General features: G+C 59.0%; 18 protein-coding genes. 7 read left to right on the top strand and 11 right to left on the bottom strand.

The window, feature by feature from the left end; all coding sequences use genetic code 11:
* Nucleotides 1-114: 114 nt before the first annotated feature.
* Nucleotides 115-1,539: an oligosaccharide flippase family protein gene (locus IEV64_RS04020; protein ID WP_004975883.1), complete on the bottom strand. Its 1,425-nt coding sequence runs from the start codon at nt 1,537-1,539 to the stop codon at nt 115-117.
* Between the two features lie 169 nt (nt 1,540-1,708).
* Here IEV64_RS04020 and IEV64_RS04015 point away from each other — a divergent pair, with 169 nt between their 5' ends.
* On the top strand, nt 1,709-2,179 hold the full coding sequence (locus tag IEV64_RS04015; protein ID WP_004975884.1) for a dTDP-4-dehydrorhamnose 3,5-epimerase family protein: 471 nt from the start codon (nt 1,709-1,711) through the stop codon (nt 2,177-2,179).
* 2 nt (nt 2,180-2,181) lie between these two features.
* On the opposite strand, the gene IEV64_RS04010 is transcribed toward IEV64_RS04015, so the two are convergent.
* Entirely contained in the window at nt 2,182-3,417 is a 1,236-nt protein-coding gene (locus tag IEV64_RS04010; RefSeq protein ID WP_229722461.1) for a sulfatase-like hydrolase/transferase, read from the bottom strand.
* A gap of 206 nt (nt 3,418-3,623) precedes the next feature.
* Here IEV64_RS04010 and IEV64_RS04005 point away from each other — a divergent pair, with 206 nt between their 5' ends.
* Nucleotides 3,624-4,697, top strand: a complete 1,074-nt coding sequence (locus IEV64_RS04005; protein WP_188423210.1) for a glucose-1-phosphate thymidylyltransferase — start codon at nt 3,624-3,626, stop codon at nt 4,695-4,697.
* 2 nt (nt 4,698-4,699) lie between these two features.
* Nucleotides 4,700-4,879, top strand: a complete 180-nt coding sequence (locus tag IEV64_RS04000; RefSeq protein ID WP_004041942.1) for a hypothetical protein — start codon at nt 4,700-4,702, stop codon at nt 4,877-4,879.
* Here IEV64_RS04000 and rfbD read toward each other — a convergent pair.
* Nucleotides 4,867-5,778, bottom strand: a complete 912-nt coding sequence (gene rfbD, locus IEV64_RS03995; RefSeq protein WP_188423209.1) for a dTDP-4-dehydrorhamnose reductase — start codon at nt 5,776-5,778, stop codon at nt 4,867-4,869. The genes IEV64_RS04000 and rfbD overlap by 13 nt on opposite strands.
* A gap of 53 nt (nt 5,779-5,831) precedes the next feature.
* Between rfbD and rfbB the strand changes: the two genes are divergently transcribed.
* Both rfbB and IEV64_RS03985 read left to right on the top strand, forming a co-directional pair.
* On the top strand, nt 5,832-6,764 hold the full coding sequence (rfbB, locus tag IEV64_RS03990) for a dTDP-glucose 4,6-dehydratase (protein ID WP_188423208.1): 933 nt from the start codon (nt 5,832-5,834) through the stop codon (nt 6,762-6,764).
* Complete coding sequence (locus IEV64_RS03985) at nt 6,765-7,235, top strand: GDP-mannose mannosyl hydrolase (RefSeq protein WP_188423207.1); 471 nt, start codon at nt 6,765-6,767, stop codon at nt 7,233-7,235.
* Nucleotides 7,236-7,298: 63 nt separating this feature from the next.
* Here IEV64_RS03985 and IEV64_RS03980 read toward each other — a convergent pair whose 3' ends face one another.
* The 4 genes from IEV64_RS03980 to IEV64_RS03965 all read right to left on the bottom strand — a co-directional run bounded on the left by IEV64_RS03980 (nt 7,299) and on the right by IEV64_RS03965 (nt 10,840).
* Nucleotides 7,299-8,540 (bottom strand): glycosyltransferase family 2 protein, encoded by a 1,242-nt coding sequence (locus IEV64_RS03980; RefSeq protein WP_188423206.1) that lies wholly within the window; start codon nt 8,538-8,540, stop codon nt 7,299-7,301.
* Between the two features lie 314 nt (nt 8,541-8,854).
* A complete protein-coding gene (locus tag IEV64_RS03975) occupies nt 8,855-9,328 on the bottom strand; it encodes a type IV pilin domain-containing protein (protein ID WP_188423205.1) in 474 nt (157 codons plus the stop codon).
* A gap of 651 nt (nt 9,329-9,979) precedes the next feature.
* Nucleotides 9,980-10,138 (bottom strand): hypothetical protein, encoded by a 159-nt coding sequence (locus IEV64_RS03970; protein ID WP_004967223.1) that lies wholly within the window; start codon nt 10,136-10,138, stop codon nt 9,980-9,982.
* Nucleotides 10,139-10,423: 285 nt separating this feature from the next.
* Nucleotides 10,424-10,840, bottom strand: a complete 417-nt coding sequence (locus IEV64_RS03965; RefSeq protein ID WP_188423204.1) for a hypothetical protein — start codon at nt 10,838-10,840, stop codon at nt 10,424-10,426.
* 206 nt (nt 10,841-11,046) lie between these two features.
* Here IEV64_RS03965 and IEV64_RS03960 point away from each other — a divergent pair, with 206 nt between their 5' ends.
* Together IEV64_RS03960 and IEV64_RS03955 are read left to right on the top strand one after the other, a co-directional pair.
* Nucleotides 11,047-11,331 (top strand): hypothetical protein, encoded by a 285-nt coding sequence (locus tag IEV64_RS03960; protein WP_188423203.1) that lies wholly within the window; start codon nt 11,047-11,049, stop codon nt 11,329-11,331.
* A gap of 395 nt (nt 11,332-11,726) precedes the next feature.
* The gene (locus tag IEV64_RS03955; protein WP_229722459.1) at nt 11,727-12,698 is read left to right on the top strand and encodes a COG1361 family protein; all 972 of its coding nucleotides are present in this window, start codon (nt 11,727-11,729) and stop codon (nt 12,696-12,698) included.
* Nucleotides 12,699-12,866: 168 nt separating this feature from the next.
* Here the strand turns inward: IEV64_RS03955 and IEV64_RS03950 are convergent, their stop codons facing one another.
* The 4 genes from IEV64_RS03950 to IEV64_RS03935 form a co-directional block, all read right to left on the bottom strand.
* Nucleotides 12,867-13,487, bottom strand: a complete 621-nt coding sequence (locus tag IEV64_RS03950) for a TetR/AcrR family transcriptional regulator (RefSeq protein ID WP_188423201.1) — start codon at nt 13,485-13,487, stop codon at nt 12,867-12,869.
* Between the two features lie 66 nt (nt 13,488-13,553).
* Nucleotides 13,554-14,654 (bottom strand): tubulin/FtsZ family protein, encoded by a 1,101-nt coding sequence (locus IEV64_RS03945; protein ID WP_188423200.1) that lies wholly within the window; start codon nt 14,652-14,654, stop codon nt 13,554-13,556.
* Between the two features lie 180 nt (nt 14,655-14,834).
* Nucleotides 14,835-17,354 (bottom strand): efflux RND transporter permease subunit, encoded by a 2,520-nt coding sequence (locus IEV64_RS03940; protein ID WP_188423199.1) that lies wholly within the window; start codon nt 17,352-17,354, stop codon nt 14,835-14,837.
* 3 nt (nt 17,355-17,357) lie between these two features.
* Nucleotides 17,358-18,926, bottom strand: coding sequence for a COG1361 S-layer family protein (locus tag IEV64_RS03935; RefSeq protein WP_188423198.1), 1,569 nt, complete (start codon nt 18,924-18,926; stop codon nt 17,358-17,360).
* Between the last annotated feature and the right edge of the window lie 71 nt (nt 18,927-18,997).

Here is an 18,997-nt window from a genome sequence, read left to right as displayed (position 1 = left end):
TGGGATATAATATCGTTACTGTGTGCCCGCGGCTGGTAAGTCTGTTTGCGTATTCGAAGACGACTCTATTGCCACCAGATAATCCTATCCCAGGTAATACAAAATTGATCTTCATCAATTCTCCCCAACGACATTATTATAATGTTTGAAAATTGACGATCGGAGTGACGGAGATAGTAGAATAGTCGCCATATAAAGAACTGTTCCAAGAGCAATAACCACCAGGAGTTCAATAATTGAATTCACAGTAACCAACCATCGGATTGGAACCAATAAAAATGTCATGCACAGTGCAGCGAGAACGCACCAAAGTAATTCCGCGTAGGGTATCTTTATCGAGATGATTTTTGACAAATACAGAAAGTGAAGTATTAGACCACTAAAAAGGGAGGCCACCATAGTTGCAATAGCAGCACCAGTAATTCCAAAGCTTGAAACTAATATTATATTTAGGATGAGGTTTAGAATCACACCAAATGCGGTCGCACGAGCTGCGAGGTCTGGTCTATCAAGCGCCTGGAGTGACCTCCCAAAGACAACTTGTGCGGCTTCCGTAACTTGGTCAAACATTAAGATAATGAGTGCGAGCCATGCTATCTCATATTCAACTCCGAAGACTAGACCTAGAATCTCCTTCGAGAACAACACAGTTCCAAAAAATGAAGGGATCACCAATATTAGTGATGGAGTGAGAACTTGTGGGATAACATCCTTAATTCGGTTCTTCGCACCTTCACCACTCCATTCACTAAACTGAGGGAAAACTGCAGTTGCGATCGAACGACTCAGAAGGATCACAACGGTTGTAATCCGCCATGCAACTTCATAAGCACCGACATGCGCTTGTGTGAGGAATAGCCCAATGATTGCTACATCCATCCAACTGTAAAAATACCCGCCTACTGACGAAATAGCATTGTATTTACCATAATTAAACAGCGAGCTAGCATGACCACGGGAGGGGTATTGAGGTATGACAGAGATTTTAAAACATCCCCAAGAAAATACTAAAAATAACCCCGCTAATAATCCATAAATTAATGCTCGCGCCCCGAGTCCTTGAGAGACTAGCATTCCACCGACACCCAACCAAGTTGCCTGACGTACTACTTCTAGAACCGCTGTTTCACCGACTCGAAGCTCACCTTTTAACACAACAATAGTAAGTTGTGATGCTTCCTGGAGGATAAGAGCGATTGCAAGGAGAGCAGCAACTTCAGCACCAAGATAATTGTTAATCCATGGTCGAAATACAAATATACCAGCTACAATGATCATAACTGGGGGTATCTTCAGAAGAATTGCGCTTGATAAATACCTACCTTGTGACTCACCTTCACTAATTCGTTTTTCAACTGCACCACGGAGACCAAAGTCAGCAGGAATCGCGACCATCCCGAGTAAAGCCTGAAAAAGAAAAAACACACCCATTGAAGACGGGCCTAGAACTCGAGCGAAATAAGCAATTCCAAGGAATTGTAGCGCTGACCCAGTAATACTTCCCGAGAATATCTTAAGACTTGAACGTAATAAATTCATATTTCTTCATCTCTTTCTGGATTTACCTTTCAACGTTATAAGCAAATTGATTAGGTGCCGGAATTTATTAGTGATGATCGAGATTTCCGTCACGCATAGAAGCTTTGCAGTCTCATGTGCCGAACATCAGCCGCCAGAGATAAGACTACAAGGGAAGATCTGAAAATAAATGGCTCACATCCACGACGTCGAAGTTCGCGACCTCCAAGTCAACGCCGACCAGCGCGGCCATTTGGTCGAAGTGTTCCGTAGCGACTGGGACGAATACGAAATCGACCCGGAGATGTCCTACTACTCGATGACGTACCCCGGAGTCGTGCGAGCTTGGCATCGCCATCTTGAGGGCCAGATCGACCACTTCGTCTGTCCGAAGGGTCGAATCACGGTGGGCATCTACGACGACCGCGAGGACTCGCCCACGCAGGGCGAACTCGACACGTTCGTCATCGGCGAACACAACCAGCAAGTCATCCGCATTCCCGGTGACTGCTGGCACGGATTCAAGGCCATCGGCGACGAGCCGTCGTTGCTCATCAACTACCCGACGAACCTCTACGACTACGAAGACCCTGACGAAGAGCGAATTCCTTATGACGACGACCGCATCCCATACGACTGGAACGCGGAAATCCACGGCTGACGCTACTCAGCGTATCCAAGATCAGACAACTGCTTTTGCACGTCGTCAGATAGCTCAACAGACGAACCGGTAGCGCGTTCTCGTGGGACGTAGTTCATCAGACGAGATTTAATCTCTGGGTCATCAATTTGCTCACCAGTTTCAAAGTCAATGAGAACCGAGCTATCTGTTGTTGGGACATAGATGAGATGCTCAGTCCCCTCAGTAACGCTAATTTGGTTTGGTCCGTAGGCGATCTCTTGAGAAAGTAACGCAGTCTCTCCAGTTGAAGATTCTTGCAACGGTTCTCCGTCAAACTCAACGTTTACCGTGGCATCCATCTCCGAGAGAATTGTCGGGACGATGTCTGTTGAACTCCGACGTGTCGTAGATCCAGAAATCGATTCAAGGTTGGTTATGATTGGAACTTCGAGAACTGGAGGGACAAGCGCATGACCATGACCTACACCGCTAATTCCACGAGAGTCCTCGAAATGTTCTTCTTCGAATGATTTGTATTCCCAGAACTCTTCGCCGTGGTCGCTTGTCACGACAAGAATTGTATCCTCAAGTTCAGCTAGTTCATCAAGAACACGCTCAACCTCTTCGTCGACGTAGCGAAGAAGCGTATCGTACAGTAGTCCTCTTGCTGAACGGTAGCGTTCGAATTCATCGTTCTGAATATCTCCAGAAGTGAAGCGCCAACGGTCGATCCCGTCAACCTCCGGTATCTCCTCGAAATACTCGGTTGGGGGGTCGTGTAAGGGCTCATGGAGATCTCCCAATTGTGCATAGCCAAACTTTGGGCCAGATGTGGTATTCCACCATTGCTGAATGTCTGAAAGAACATCTTCAGCATCTGCATCATGGCGTCGTTTTACAGATTTAAACCGACCCTCCATGGGGATTGCTGCGGTGCCGACCGCAGTAATAAATCGAGTTTCGTATCCCACCGAATCAAGCAACTCTGCAAGTGTAGGAACATCATCTTGAATACCGTTCGGTGGATTACTCAGGTCCTGGTTTCTGGAGGAGTCATCTGGGTATGCTGCACCATGGTTGTGTGGGTGAAGTCCTGTAAGAATAGAGGGAACAGAGCTGAATGTCCACGGTGCTGCAGCAATTGCTGGTGTGTAGGATGTTAGTGAGTCCAGAAATGGAGTTGTTTTGCGATGGTATCCAGACACTGAGAGTCTATCATCCCGAAGACAGTCAATCGTGATGACGAGGATGTTCTTTTTATCATCCACGTCAACCATCGAAGAACTGCCACCGCCTCGCAACTCGTACGCCATTCGACTTCGTAACTGTCGAACTTTTTCGAGACCAACGCTCCCAATCTCTTTAATCATTGAGAGCCCGTTTCTGGGGAAGATTTATAAGATTTTGCTACAGCTAATTTTACCAATTAGTTCGAGCAAGCGAACCATACTTGAGTCAGTATGATAACATCACAGACACAATCATGAAAGGCGTACTTCTCTCAGGAGGCACGGGCTCCCGTCTCCGACCCATTACCCACACCGGGCCGAAGCAACTTGTCCCGGTCGCGAATAAACCCGTCCTCGAATACGCGGTCGAGGACCTCAAAGAAGCGGGAATCACCGAAATCGGCGTCATTCTCGGCCACAAGGGCCGCGAAGAAATCCAGGACCTCCTTGGCGATGGTTCGGACTACGGCGTCGAAATTACCTACATCGTCCAGGGTAACCCCCTCGGCCTCGCCCACGCGGCAGGCTGTGCGAAGGACTTCGTCGGCGACGACGACTTCGTGATGTACCTCGGCGACAACATCCTCAAAGAGGGCGTCGTCGACCTCGTCGAGAGCTTCGAGTCGGGCGACTTCGGTGCCGGCATCGCGCTCCAGGAAGTCGAGAACCCACAGCAGTTCGGGATTGCGGACGTCGACGACCAGGGCAACGTCACCCAACTCATCGAGAAGCCGGACGAGCCACCGACGAATCTGGCCCTCATCGGGATGTACGTCTTTTCGCCCGCGGTCTTCGACGCCATCGAGCAACTCGAACCCTCGTGGCGGGGCGAACTCGAAATCACGGACGCGATTCAGTCACTTCTCGAAGACGGCTACGCCATCGACTCGCACGTCGTCGAGGGCTGGTGGAAAGATACCGGTAAGCCCGAAGACATCCTCGAGGCGAACCAACTCGTCCTCGAAGACAAGTCGCTCAAAAAGCGGGGCACCGTCAGCGACGATGCGACCGTCGACGGCCGTATCGAACTCGCGGAGTCGGCGACCATCGAAGACGGCGCAGTCGTCCGTGGCCCGGTCTCCATCGCGGATGGCGCGGTCATCAAGGAAGGAACCTACGTCGGTCCGTACACGTCCGTCGGTCCGAACTCGACACTCGAAGGCGTCCACATCGAGAACTCGGTCGTCATCGGTGAGTCGAGCATCAACACCTCCGGCCGCATCGTCGATAGCCTTCTCGGCAAGGGCGCAAACATCGGGAGCGCGGACGACTTCCTCCCGGAGGGTCGTCGCCTCGTCGTTGGCGAAAACTCCCAGCTGAAACTCTAACCATGCACATCATCACCCACGCCTGCACGCAGTGCGGAACCGTCGTCTCCGCGAACGAACTCGAATCGAACCGCGTGATGAAGTGCCCCGGACTGGGCTGTGAGAACGTCCTCCGCTTCACGGACCTCGACCAGGCCGACCAGGAGCACTTCCTCGACAACAAAGCCAGCTACGAACTGTAGTTGTAGTCGCTGAACGCGGCCTCGAGCGCCGCGAGGTCGGCGTCCAACGTCGGCTGGGGTCGACCGAGTTCTCGTTCGAGTTTCGCCACATCGAGACACGAGCGCTGCGGCCTCGCCGCCGGGCGCTCGAGGTCGGACATGACCGACGACTCGATGAGCGTCGCGTCGCCACCAATTACCTCACAGATCTCCTCACCGAACTCGTAGGGCGTGACGGCCGACTGACTGGCGACGTGGTACGTTCCCGACACACCGGCATCGAGTAGTTCCAGCGTCGTCGCGGCGACGTTGCCGGCCCGACTGGGGGTCATCGTCTGGTCGGTAAACAGCGGGACCGTGTCACCAGCGGCGAGCGTCGAGGCGACCCACTGGGGGAAGCCGACAAGGTTGCCCGTGTCACCACGTGCGCCGTAGACGAACGACAGGCGGAGAACGAGCGCATCGGTATTCACGTCGCGAACCGCGTGCTCGCCGGCGAGCTTCGAACGGCCATACTCCTGAATCGGCGCTGTCTCGGCATCCTCCTCGTAGAACCCGTCTGTCTCGCCGTCGAAGACGTAGTCCGTGGAGTAGTGAACGAACGGAATCTCGCGGTCGTCACACACGGCGGCGAGGTCACCCGGCGCGGTCCCGTTCACGGCAGTCGCCAACTCGGGATTCGACTCACAGCCGTCCACGTCAGTGTAGGCGGCGCAGTTGATGACGACATCAACGTCGTCGTACCTATCGAGCAACGCTACGACCCGTTCGGTATCTGTGATATCGACCTGGTGGAGGGGACAGTCAAACACAGGTCTTTCAGAATGATACCCACCGACGACCTCGTGGCCCTGCTCGCGGAGCGTCCGAACGACGACACTCCCGAGCAAGCCGTTAGCGCCGGTGACGAATGCGTACATATGCTCGTTGTGTCGATGAAAATGTAAATATATGCCGCCTCTGTGGGTGACATATGGACGTACTCGTTACTGGTGGTGCCGGATTTATCGGGTCTAACTTCGTCCGATATCTCCTCGAACGCGGCGATGATTCCGTCACGACGCTTGACGCGCTCACTTATGCCGGGTCGCGTGACAATCTTGCTGGCTATCTCGACCATCCGAAGCATCGATTCGTCGAAGGCGACATTCGCGACCGCGATCTCATCGCTGACCTCGTCGCCGATGTCGACGTCATCGTGAACTTTGCGGCGGAGTCGCACGTCGACCGTTCCATCGGCGGGGCCGAGCCGTTCGTCTCGACGAACGTTCAGGGAACCCAGACGCTCCTCGACGCCGCCCTCGACGCGGATATCGACCGCTTCCTCCAGATTTCGACCGACGAGGTGTACGGCGAGATCCACGAGGGGAAGTTCACAGAGGACGACCCGCTTACTCCTCGAAATCCCTACTCGGCGACGAAAGCCGGTGCGGACCTGCTCGTCCAGAGCTACCGGGAGACCCACGACCTACCGACGCTCATCACGCGGACTTGCAACAACTTCGGTCCGCGCCAGCACCCGGAGAAACTCATTCCGAAGTTCATCCAGCGCGCCGCGAACGGCGAGACGCTTCCGGTCTACGGCGACGGCTCGAACGTTCGCGAGTGGATTTACGTCGAAGACAACTGCGCCGCACTCGATGTCGTCCTCCGAGAGGGCGATATCGGAGAGGTATACAACATCGGAAGCGGCGTCGAACTGTCGAACCTCGAAACGACGGAGAAGATTCTCGAAGCCGTTGGCGGGTCTGAAGACCAAATCGAGTTCGTCGAAGACCGCGCGGGGCATGACCAGCGCTACGCCATCGACGCGACGAAGACGAAGGCTCTCGGCTGGGAACCCACGTGGTGCTTCGAAGACGGCCTCGACGCCTGCGTCGACTACTACCTCCGCGACGAGGAATAGATGGCTGACCAGCGCAACCAGGCGGATGACCCGGACGCATGGATTCCCGACGACGAGTGGGAGACAATCGTCGCGAATGTCCCGCTCGTCTCTGTCGACCTCGTGATCCGCCATGAGGGTGGCGTCGTCCTCGGCCTCCGTGAAAATGACCCCGCACGCGGCGAGTGGTTCGTTCCTGGTGGGACCGTGTTCAAAAATGAGACGCTGACGGATGCGGTCCACCGCGTCGCCGACAAGGAGTTAGGCGTTGACGTGACTATCCAGTCACGGCTTGGTACGTTCGAACACTTTTACGACACTTCGGAGGTCGATGGCGTTGATTCGAAACACTACCTTGCGACTGTGTTCGAGGTGACACTTGACGACGACAACCTCGAGATGGACGCCCAACACAGCAAACTGGAGGTCTTCGAACCGCCGTACGGAAATCTCCACCCGTACGTCGAGCGATACCTCCTGGCGCTCGAGTAAGGACAGCAGAAACAACGCGCCTTCAGTATTCGAGGGGAACGTCGCGAGAGAAGAGGTGCCTGGTTACTCGCTGAGGGAACCCAACAGGAACGATCCGAACATCATCTGCAACCCCACCACGACGGCCACGGTCGCGACGACGTCGGCGACGGCAAGCGGGAGGGAACTGAACCCGCTCGTGACCCACGTGTACGCTAAGAACCCACCGTAGGCAAGTCCGCCGAGCAGCACGAACGTCCCAAGCGTCGCACCCTTCTCGAGCGACAACCGCTGTGTGAACCACGTCGTAAATGGGTCCGACGCGCCGCGAACCGGGTCCGACGACACAGTCGCAAACGCCCCAAACAGCATCAACTGGAAGCCGGCGAGGACGAACAAACCGCCGCCAATGCCGGTGTGAATCCCGAACGAGGCGCCGCCGATCTCGATCCCCGTCCACGCCAACACCAGCGCCAACACGCCAACGACAGACAACCCGAACCCGGGTGCCGAAAACAGATACCCCGGTGCATTCACGAGCATGAACCGAACGTGTCGCCAGCCGTCGGGGAAGCTCTCCAGATTGGCCTCGCCCTCGCGGGGATGATACGTAATCGGCTTCTCTTCGATCTCGAGGTCCTTCGCGCCGGCCTCCATAATCATCTCGCTGGCGAACTCCATGCCCGTCGACGAACACTCCATGGTCTCCCAGGCGTCTCGAGTAAACACGCGCATCCCACTATGCGCGTCACTCACGCCAGCGCCGTAGAAGACGTTCAGGAATTTCGTCAACAGTGGATTCCCGACGTGTTCGTGTAGCGGCGGCATCGACCCGGGGAGAATCTCACCTTCCAGCCGCGAGCCCATGGCCATGTCGGCCTCGCCCGACCGAACGAGATTCAACAGCTTGGGAAGCTCCTCGAAGTCGTAGGTGCAGTCGGCGTCGCCCATGGCGATGTAGTCGCCGCGGACGCGCTCGAAGGCGTACAGATACGCGTAGCCGTAGCCCTTGCCGTCGGGTTCGATGACAATCGCCCCGTTCTCTGCCGCAATCTCGGGCGTGCGGTCGGTCGAGCTGTCCGCGACGACGACCTCGCCGTAAATCTGCATGTCTTCGAGGGCGGCTTTGACCCACTCGATACACTGGGCGATGCCGCCTTCTTCGTTGAGGGTGGGCATCACGACCGAGAGGGTGGGCGTAATGTCGCTGTCCGCGGACAGGAGTAGCTCGTCACCGCTCAGGTGGATGTCCGAGGCGGACTGCCCGTTCGTCGCTCCCTCCTGTGGAGCGTCTACGGGGGATTCTGGTTGGGGTTTCGTACTCATTTACTGGATTCCTCCGTGTCACTATGGGGTGTGTCTGCGAGAGGCGACAAGCGTACACACTCCGAGTTGACGCGTACTATCAGATAGACGAAAGCACACGTATAAAGAATTTGGCCTCTCTCTGTCTGAGGGTGTGTTAGGTATTACAGGCCCTCTAGAGTGTTCTGATGGGCTACTTGTGTGGTCGTAATTCACGGGAGGGCGGCCGCCGCTCGGAGAGATGTAACGAACATATCGGTGTTAGAACAACGCTGTGAACTGTCTCGTGTCCTGAGACGCGCGTTCGATTCAATAAAAAAGGTGACGGCGCGTGGTTACTGCGGTGCGGTCTGTGAGTGCAGGGTGGCAGAGCTCGATCCGGATTCCGAGGTCCAGACGACGCGGATGGACTCGCCTTCCCAGACGTCGTCCCCGGCCGCGTCCTTCTCGACCGTGGCGGAACTACCGGCCTCGACGTCGTCCGGGAACTCGCTACTGAACGAGTAATCATCGGTCGTGTCGGCGGCGACGCCGGTTCCGTCGACGGTCACGGTGAGGCGGTCCGCCGAGATGCTGGTCCCGGATTCGTGCGTGATGACGAGCTGAGCGGCGGTGTTGCTGTCAGACACGTCGTTTGCGAAGTCGAAACTGAAACTCGCTTGCGGGGACGTTTCGCTGACCTGGTCGCCGAGGCCGAGGACGAACGTGCCGATGACGGCCGCGAGGATGACGGTAATCGCGACCATCAGAATCACGCCGATGACCGGCGAGACGGCGGAGTCGTCGTTGAAGAGGTTTGTGAGTTGCATTGGAATTTCCTACGCCCGGACGGGCGGCTGGCAATCAGTGGGTGAAAACAGTCGAAACGCGGCATCGGGTACGATGCCTGTCGACTGCATGCGAGCCGCCTGTGGGGGCTTACCCACTCGTTCGCCGGGGATGCTATTAAAGCTAGATTGTGTGACTGTCACATAGTACGGACAGTCCTTCCCAGTGGTCTGTTCGCAACGGCCGCGGAGCTACGACTGATTCTGATTCGCCACCGAGCCGACTCGCGTCGAGACAGCCATCTCTGGCGGACCACGACTGTGAGCGCGAACACGCGAATACAGAAATAGTCAGATATAACAACATCACACTAAGCTGGTGAAATTGGAAATCGAATGGATCGTGACCTCTACAAAAATATACAAGCTCGAAATTCAATGCGGAAAAAGAGAGATAATCAATTTATATTGGAGAATATTATTTATAAAAATAGTCTATTCGAAAACCCGACAACGCAGACGAACGAGATTTTCATCAGAAATAAAACTATATTTGAAATATCTCGTCTCTGGATACTATACTTCGGACTGCCGAGACGACTGGTTCCCCAACGCGAGGCGAATCGACGGTGGGTTCGGCTACTCGTCTCTAAGCGAGTCCTCGAGTATGCGGAACCGGTGGCGAGAAGAACGTCAGTCGGCGTCGTTCTGTTCGGCTCGGTCGGTCAGGTCGTCCCACGCACAGAGCTGAAGCGCATTTCGGAGATGAAAGTTCTTCTCGTCGGGGTCGTCCGTTTCGAGCGCTTTGTGGAGGTGGACTCTGGTCTGTTCGAGGAACGTCGACTCACTCATCGGTTTGGGTACAACTCGCGTCAGCCGTTCGCACCGCAGGAACCGACCGGGTACCGCGATAGGTGGACTCGTTCATGCCAGTCATCATGTCTTCTATCTAATCTGAGGCTGAAAAGTGTTTCTAGGCGGGCTACCGCTCGTGCGCTGTCGTTTCGGCGTTTCAGCTCGGAAGCTGTTGATGACAGTCTTCGCACACGCCACGGAGAAAAGGCGGGTCTCGGTCGCGCGAATGTCTCTCGTCGACAGACGCTCGGTTCGCGTCGCGGAGCGCGTCTCTGAGGGTTCTTAGTCGCGGGCGAACCCGACTTGGTAGTAGTCGGGCGTTTCGGGGCAGTCTTTTTCCTTCCGCGTCCAGCGGTAGGTGCTGTCGGTGTCGATGCTGTTGTCCCGCGTGTAGATGCGAAGCAGTTCCCCTTCGAGCGGGCCGCTCTCGTATTTGAAGTTCCACCACGGGAACGGGAGCGCGCCGCCTTTGCCCGGGGGGAACCGCCCGCCTTGGCCCTCACACCGGAACGGGAGCGAGTCGTCGCGACAGGAACCGTACTGCGTCTGGTTCTCGCACGATTCGGCTTCGAGGATGACGAACGACTCGTCCGGATAGTACTCGTCTTCCTTGACGATCGCTTGGCCGCCTTTGCCGTTGGCGGCGGCTGTCCCGGAGGCGAGCAAGAGCGCGCCCGTTCCGGCCGACGCTTGCAACACCCGTCGGCGTGTGACCCCGCCGCGAGAGTCAGACGTTGCCCGGTCGTCCGCCGATTCGTCCGGAGAATTTGACAGTGGCATTGTGCTGTCCACTCTGACGACGTTAATCAAGATTCCGTCAGACAACTGTTCGTCGACTGTCGTGTCGTCCTCGACGCTAAGTTTATAATTATTGTTGATGTAGTATAACGGAGGGGAACAGACAGATGTACAACCGACACGGGCCGGTACCTGACGACGACCAACCGACGCAAGGAGTGATCCAACCCGCAGAGATCGACGCGACCGAGCGGTACGTCTGTAGTCTGATCGGCCTCGGCGCCATGGCTGGGGTCCTGCTTCTGTTTTACCCGCTTTTGCTCGCGGTTACGCGACCATTCCAGCAGTTGTCGATTACCGCCCTCGTCTTCGTCCTCGTAACCGTCTGGTTGCTCGTCTGGCTGGGGACAGAACTGGTCTGGGAGTGGCAAACCGGCCGACTCTTCCCCTGAGACGTCTTTCGGACGTATCCCCATCCGGACGGTGAGACAGCGGAGAAATATCAAATAATAGTGACTTTCACGCCCCGTCCGCTGGACTCCACGCCTAGGTATTAGGTTGCCCTAAAAACCGATGCATTTTTATTTATTTAGGCGAGCCTAAAGTTTGCATGACATCGAAACTCGGCCCGAAGAACGGCGTATTAGTTGGATTAGTGACGGTTGTTTGTTTACTCACGGTCGGAAGTGCCGTGGGTGGTGCGGCGGCGTCGCCCGCGCATACCGCAGTAACCGGGGTGAGCGTGTCCGACGACGACCCCGAAACCGGCGACCGTATCATAATAACCCCGACAATTAGTCATTCCAGCTCGGGGAGCGGCAGTTTCGAAGTCACGGAGGTGACGGTTGTGGATAGCTCCGGAACGAAACACAGTGAGGCGAACCAAATCGGCGTGCTCGGTGCTGGCGACACCGCCGAAGTGCCGGTGAGCGCGCGCTTCGCCACCGCCGGTGACAAGCGACTGACCGTACACGTCCGCGGTCGCTATTACGACTCCGACGGTGCGACGTCGGAAATCGTCCACCTCAAGCATCCGGTGTTCGTCACGGTCTCGGAGCCGAGCACGTCGACGACGGTTCCGCCCCGCGTCCAAATCGAGACTCACAACGCGGTCGCCGAAACTGATACCACCGTCACCGTCACGGTGTCGAACGGCGACGACGCGGCGCTGACGGACCTATCGCTTCGACTCGATTCGGTTACCGGAGAGATGCAGGCCCAGACCGCGCTCACCCCGGTCCTCGCCGCGGAGAACTCGACGACCTACGAGTTCACGGTCGAACCGTCGGCGGCGGGCGAGACCGCGCTCAAGGCGACGCTCCGCTACAACGACGGCGAAACCGTCGAAGCGTTCGACACCATGCAGGTCGAGTCGATTCGGGACGACGTGTCGGTCTACGCGACCGCCTTCGAAGAGAACGACTCGGTCTCCGTTCGGTATCGCGTCACCAACCACGGGAACGCCCCCATCGACAACGTCGTCATCTCGGGCGCGTCGAACCAGTCGGAGTTGCCGACGACCTCGCTTCAGTCGGTCGACGCCGCGACCTCGGAGACGGTCGTCGTCGATGTCAACGGCTGGCCGTCGGACACCGCAACGGTCGCCGCGACGTACGACGTCGGCGAGGCGTCCGGCCGGGCGACGCAGTCGGTCCAGTTCGATTCGTCGGCAAGCGCCTCGGGCACGAACGCACTCACGGTTGACCTCGGTAGTGCGAACCCCTCGAACTCGTCGACGTTCCTGCTTAGCGGCTTCTTCGGTGGCCTCGTGGTGACTGCGCTCCTGTTCACCGGCCGTCGTTGGTTTAGAAACGACTGAGCACCCGTAACCGATTGTTGTCCGTCCCCGCCGCCGTTTTCTGACGGCTCTCGTCTCTCACCTCCCCGAGTGACTACCGTCCGTGCCTGACGAGCGTCTGCACTCGCCCCGTCGTAGCGATAGCGCGGGTCCGTTCTCGGCGGCGTTCGCCGTCTCGCCGAGCGGCCCTCAGACGTAAATCCGGTCGGCGAGGAGCTGTTGAATCTCGCGGTACAGGTGCTCACCGTCGACCGAGTCGGTCGTCGCTTGCCGAAACAGCACCCCAGCGACGAACGTGAGGATGTGTTCGCTCGTTCGCTCCGGGTTTACGGGCTTGAAATCCCCCTGTTCGATTCCTTCTTCGATCGTCTCCGCGAGCCGTCGTTTAACCCTGTTTTCCGACTCGGTAAAAATCGAGCGGTAGTCCGGGTTCGAAATCGACTGCGTTCGCAGTTCGACGTACGTCTTCGCGAGCTGTGTCAGCTCGGTCTCCGGCTGGCAACTCACCGACGGCGCGGCGACGAACAGGGTCAGAAACCGTTCGAGCTCTTCGCGCGGTGTCGTGTCCTCCTGTTCGAATATCTTCGCGAGGAACCGTCGATGCACGACGTCTAAGAGTTCCGCCAGTAACGACTCCTTGTTGTCGTAGTAATGGTAGATGACCGACTTGCTAATGCCGACTCGGTCGGCGATTCGCGAGATAGATATCTCACTGTAACCGGACTCGAGTAATATCTGATGCGTCGCTTCGAGAATGGCCTGTTGTGTCTGATGTCGATCTGCGTCTGCTGAATCCGAGAAGTAAGTCATGAATTCTGGGGTCGTCAGCGCGAGGGTTATAGCGTAGATAGTGTCGAACCGTACTTAACGATGTCTTTAGCTGGGGTCGTCCGCATCCGCGACTGCCTGGAGCGCGGTCAGTCGCTCGGGCGGGGCGACCCCGCCGAGGACGACTAACACGCTGAGGGCGTCCGCATCCGGCCGCGGGTCGTCGCCGTTGCGAACCTCCAGACTCCCGGTCTGGTCTTCGAGCCAGCCCTGGTTCTGGCTTATCGCGTCGCGGTTGAGCCACGCCGGCCGTCCGGTAATCACGAGCAACCCCCTCGATGCCGTCTCGATATCGCAGGGGAGCGTCAGCTGTCCGCGGACGGCCTCTCGCGTCTGCGTCGTGATTCGGTTCAGCGAGTCGATCTGGTCGACCGACTCTGTGTCGTCGCCGACGAGTCGCTTGAGACGCCCGCGAACGCTCGTGTCGCGGGGCGGGAGCGGGCGTTCGGAATAGCCGAGCGTCGCGAGCCCACCGCCGCGGAGCGTGTTCATGATCTCGGAGGCGTCGACGACGCTCGCACCGACGTCGTCGGCGGTCGTGACCTCGCCCGCCGCGAACAGCGTGCCGAGGCGGCGCGCGAGTTCCGCGTCGAGCGTGTCGTACTGCTCTTCGGATACCGGCTCCTCTTTGACCCACGAGGCGGTGTCGAACCCGAAGACGTGGTCCGTGGCCGACACGAGTTGCCGGAGCGACCGCAGGGTGTTCGAAGCGCACTGCGGGTCAGTTGTCGACGTCGAGAAGCTGGCGACGCCGTACACCGGCTGGTCGTACAGCTCGGAGAGTTGTTCGGCGATGACTGCGGCAGTCGGCCCGCCGGTCCCGCCACCGAGGCCGGCGCAGACGACGAAGGCGTCGCTCGCCGCAATCGGTGCACTGTCGGTCGGTTCGAGGAGCTGTCGGTGTGCGTCCTTGGCGGCCGCGACGCCACCGGCGGCGTCGCCGTCGAAGCCGTGTCCCTCGGTTTCGGCCGTGCCGAACAGCACGCGCGCGTCCTCGGGGATCAGCGCCAGGTCGTCGAGGTCTGCCGCGGTCGTATCACACGCCGCCGCGCCGACGACGAAATCCGCCTTCAGCTGACGCTCGTAGCGAAGTAGTTGCTCGACGACGTTCCCCCCCGCCTTCCCTGCCCCGAAGCAGAACACGTTCATTGATGGTCTGCTCTGCTACTCACCGGGCGAAAAAAATCCCGATATCCCGCGGCTGAGCGCACGGGCGTTGTTGGGGGGAGTCGGTGCGTCCCGGCCGGCGTTTTGCCCGCCGTGGCCGCGCGTCTCGACCGTGCGGGGTGAACCCCCGCCCCGCGTTTCACCGAGGGATGGCCGGCAGACTCACACCGAACCGCCCGCGCCGTCCGGGCCGCTCGCCGGCTCGGTCGTCTCCGCGTTCTCGCCGTGGACGAGGCGCGCCCAGACGACGAGCGCCGGCGGCAAGACGACGAGCGAGGCCACGTACGAGTACAGAATCGAGAGCCCGGTCAGGAGTCCGAACTGGCCGAGAATCGGCGTAATCGCGATGACGAGAACGCCGATTCCAGTCACCGTCGTCAGCATACTGCCGGTCAGCGCGCCACCGGTCCCGCGCACCGAGTCGGTCAGCGCGACGAAGACGTCCGTGCCCTCGTCGTACTCCTCGGCGAACCGGTGGACGAGGTGCGCCGAGTAGTCGATTCCGAGGCCGATACCGATAGACAGGATCGTCCCGGTCATCACGTTGAACGGGATGTCGAGATACCGCATCGTCGCGGCGATAGCGGCGACAGTCACGACGATCGGGACCAGATTCACGACGCCGAGCGAGGGCCGGCCTTCGAGCAGGGCATAGATGATGATGAGGAAGACCGCGGAGCCGCCGAGCGCGAGCACGAGGCTGATGAACGCCGACTGCGCGATGACGTCCGAGACGGCCTTCAGAATGACGACGTTGCCGGTGGCCGTCGCCTCGACGCGGTAGCGGTCCGCGACCGCGCGCGTGTCTTCGGTCACGTCGGCCTGACTGGCGTCGGACTCGACCGCGTACTCGACGCGCGCGGAGGTGTAATCGTCGGTGATGTAGTTGAGCGCCTGACCGCGCGCAGGCGAGTCGAGGAGCGCGTCGTAGATCTGCTTGAGGTTGTCGTCGGGGATGCCGTCCGCGTCGCGGTCGTTCCGAGCGACGAGCGCCGCGAACTCGGGGTCCCGCTCCGCGTAGCTCTGGATGACGGTGATGATACTCGTCTCCCGCGCGTGGCCGTCGTCGACGACGAAGCTGTCGGGGGGGCTGTTCCCGGCCCGCCAGATGGACTCTAAGGTACCACCGTCCGTGAGCGAGCCCTCCACGTACACCGTCGTGACATCTTCTTCACCCGTCTGGAAGTTGTCCTCCAGGAAGTTCGTGGTCTCCGTCACCGTGTAGTCACGCGGTTGCAGTTGTTGGGGGAACAGTTCGAGATACTCCGGGTTGTCCTCCGGCGGGAGGAACGAATCCTGCGTGAAGCGACTATCGACGCCCGACCCGTAGTACCCCATCCACGCGGTACTCACGACCAGCATGACGAGGAACGCCTTCGGGGCGATACGAGCGATGTGAATCCCGACGGGGAGGACCTTCCCGAGGACCGTGTCTTCTGCACCGAGTGGCTCGGACCCGAATTCGGGGAAGCCAACCCGCTCTCGGAGGCTGTCCAGATACACCTTCGCCGCCGGCAGGAAGATGCCGAAGATGAGGAAGGTGAACACGATGCCGACGGCCGCGACGATACCGAAGTCCCGAATCGGCCCGAGGTCGCTCGACGCGTTGGCCGCGAAGCCGATTACGGTCGTTCCCGTCACGATAGTGAACGCGACGAGAAGCTGGTCAGTCGCCGTCCGCATCGACTCGTGGATGCCGAAGCCCTCGGTCCGCTCTTCGCGGTAGCGGTTGATGGCGTGGATACCGAAGTCGATACCGACCGCGAGGAGGAGCGGCGGCACCGCGATCAGCATCTGCGAGAACGCGATTCCCGCGAGGCCCATAAACCCGAACGTCCAGAGGACGGCCATCGCGAGGGAGACGACCCCGATCAGGAGGTCGATCGGGTCGCGGTAGGCGAACACCAAGAAGAACAGAATCAGAACGACCGCCGCGGGAACGACGAGCGCGAGGGAGTCGCCGATCACTGAGTTGAACTCTTCGGAGAGGATTCCGCTCCCGAAGACCCGGATATCCCCGCCGACGGAGCCGACGATGAACTCGGCGTGACGTTGGATCTCCGTCAGCGGGCTGTCACCGCCCGTCCCCGCCGAGTCGGACACTTCTCCGCTAAGCGAGTGAGTGACGATACCGATCGTCGCGGACGCGGACGCGGAACGTACGTTGAAGTCCTCGCTCAGACTCGCCCGAATCGCGGGGTTCTGTTCGACGGCGACTTGGACTGCGCGGTCGATCTCCGTCGGCGTCGCCTGTTCGACGGCGTCGATCTCTTCAGCGAGCGTCGTGGCCGATGGGTCTATGACTCTGGCGACGGCCCGGGCGACGCTCGTCGTCTGTACGACCGACAGCTCGGGATTCGCTTGCAACCGCTGTTGCGCCCTGAGCATCCGAAGTAGCTCGGGCTTCGACAGGACGTTCGTCCCCGATTGGATGAGCTGTGTCGTGCCGGTGTCTTCTTCGAACGTCACCCGCTCGAAGTTGTCGTTGACCTCTTCGAACGCCTGATACGCGGGGACGTCTTCAGTAAACTGACTGGTTCCAGACGAGGTTCCAGACTGTCCGAGCCCGGCGGAAAACCCCGCCGAAAGCAGTAGGAACGCGAGGAGTACTGTCTTCGGCTGGTCGACTATCCAACCGTCGACAACGTCGATGTAGTGCTGGTAATCGATCTGGAAGTCCATTAGTTACTCGTCCGTGTTGAAGCGCCGCCAGCCGAACACACCGAGCACGCCGATAACGACGACCGCGCCGACGATCAGCCCGATCGGGAGGCCGCCGCCCTGTGACTCGATTACTTCGATGGGCACGGTGTACGTTTGCGACACTTCCGTGTCTCCGTCCGGCATCTCGTACTGGAAGTCGAAGGAGACCGGATAGCGCTTCGGCAACGCGCCGGCCCCGGCGCTCAGCGCAATGGTGAACTCTTCGGATTCGCCCGGCTGGAGTTCGCCGATGATGCCCTCGTCGTTGTCACTACTGAGGGGGTCGCGGACGAACGCCTTCGCTTCGATGTTTCTGAGTGGCTCCTCACCGTTGTTGGTGACCCGCACGCGGAGTGCGGTGTCACTGCCTGCTTCGATCGTGTCGTTGACCACCTCGACGACGAAGCGGTCCCGGTGCGGCGCGATTTCGGCGTTGGTCGTGAGCCCGTCGCTGACTCGGATGTTCCCACGGCTGTTGCGGTACTCCACCGTGAGGTTGAGCTGTTGGACGTTCGCGCTCGCGGCGTCGCTAACGCCGACCTCGTACTCGAACGTGGCACTGTCGCCCGGTTCGAGGTCCGGGAGCGCGTATTCGGACGTCTCGACGTTGATGTTCGGGTTGCTCGACCTGAGCCGGAGCACGGGGTCGTCGACGCGTTTCGGCCCGTTGTTGACGACCGTCCCCGAGACCGTTCCGTCCGCGCCGACACGGAGGTTCGTAGAGACGTTTTCGAGGGCGAAGCTCTGTTCTTCAGCGGGGGTGACGCCGATGTTCATCGTTCGCGACGTTCGAGCGATGCCGTCCGTATCGGTGTAGTCGACGTCGAGATTAACGGTGTAGCCGCGAACCGTTGCGTCTTCGGCGAGCGAAACGGTGTAATTGACCGTCCGACGCTCGCCGACGGCCCAGCGGCCGACCTGCGCGGTCGAACTCGCCGAGGCCGTCCCGAACACGAGTTCGTCGCTCCGCGAGGTCGCCGTGACGCTCGCTTCGGTCGCGGCGCGGGTGCCGGTGTTTTCGATCGTCACGGAGAGGTCGCCAGTGTTCCCGACCTGCGCGGTCGACGACGTCTCGACGACTTCGAACCGTGGCTGATCGCGGACGCGAACCGTCACGTAGTGGGTTCTCGTTCGCGTGTTGTCCGTGTACTCGGCACCCGACGGGTCGTAATCGACGAGTCGGGTGTACGTGTACGACACCTCGATCGGAATCCGATACGTTCCGGGGGTCGCATTCTCGGAGACCGTGATATCGATCGGCGCAAGGTCGACAGTGCCCGTCGCGACGTTTCCGGCCCCGATAGTGCCGGTGTTAATGTCGATTGGCGCGCTTCCAGACATCGCTTCGACCGTGACGCCGCGGGCGGTCGTCACGCGGCTCTCGTAGCGCTCCGGGCCCGATTGGTCGATCTGGCCGTTGTTTCGGAGTGTGAGCCTGAGCTCCGACTGCGTTCCGGGCTCGAACTCGCTCGTCGAGGTGAACACGTCGATATCGGGCGACCCGTACACCTGCCCCGAACTCGCGGTCTGGGCGACGACGGGGGTGACCATCGAAGTAGTTAGCACGGAAACGAGACAGAGCGCAAGTAGCGTAGAACGAACTGTGTCCCTGTACATCAGTA

It is taken from the genome of Haloferax sulfurifontis (assembly GCF_014635105.1).
In the GTDB taxonomy this organism is placed as follows: Archaea; Halobacteriota; Halobacteria; order Halobacteriales; family Haloferacaceae; genus Haloferax; species Haloferax denitrificans.
This window is presented reverse-complemented; position numbering and strand designations above follow the sequence as displayed.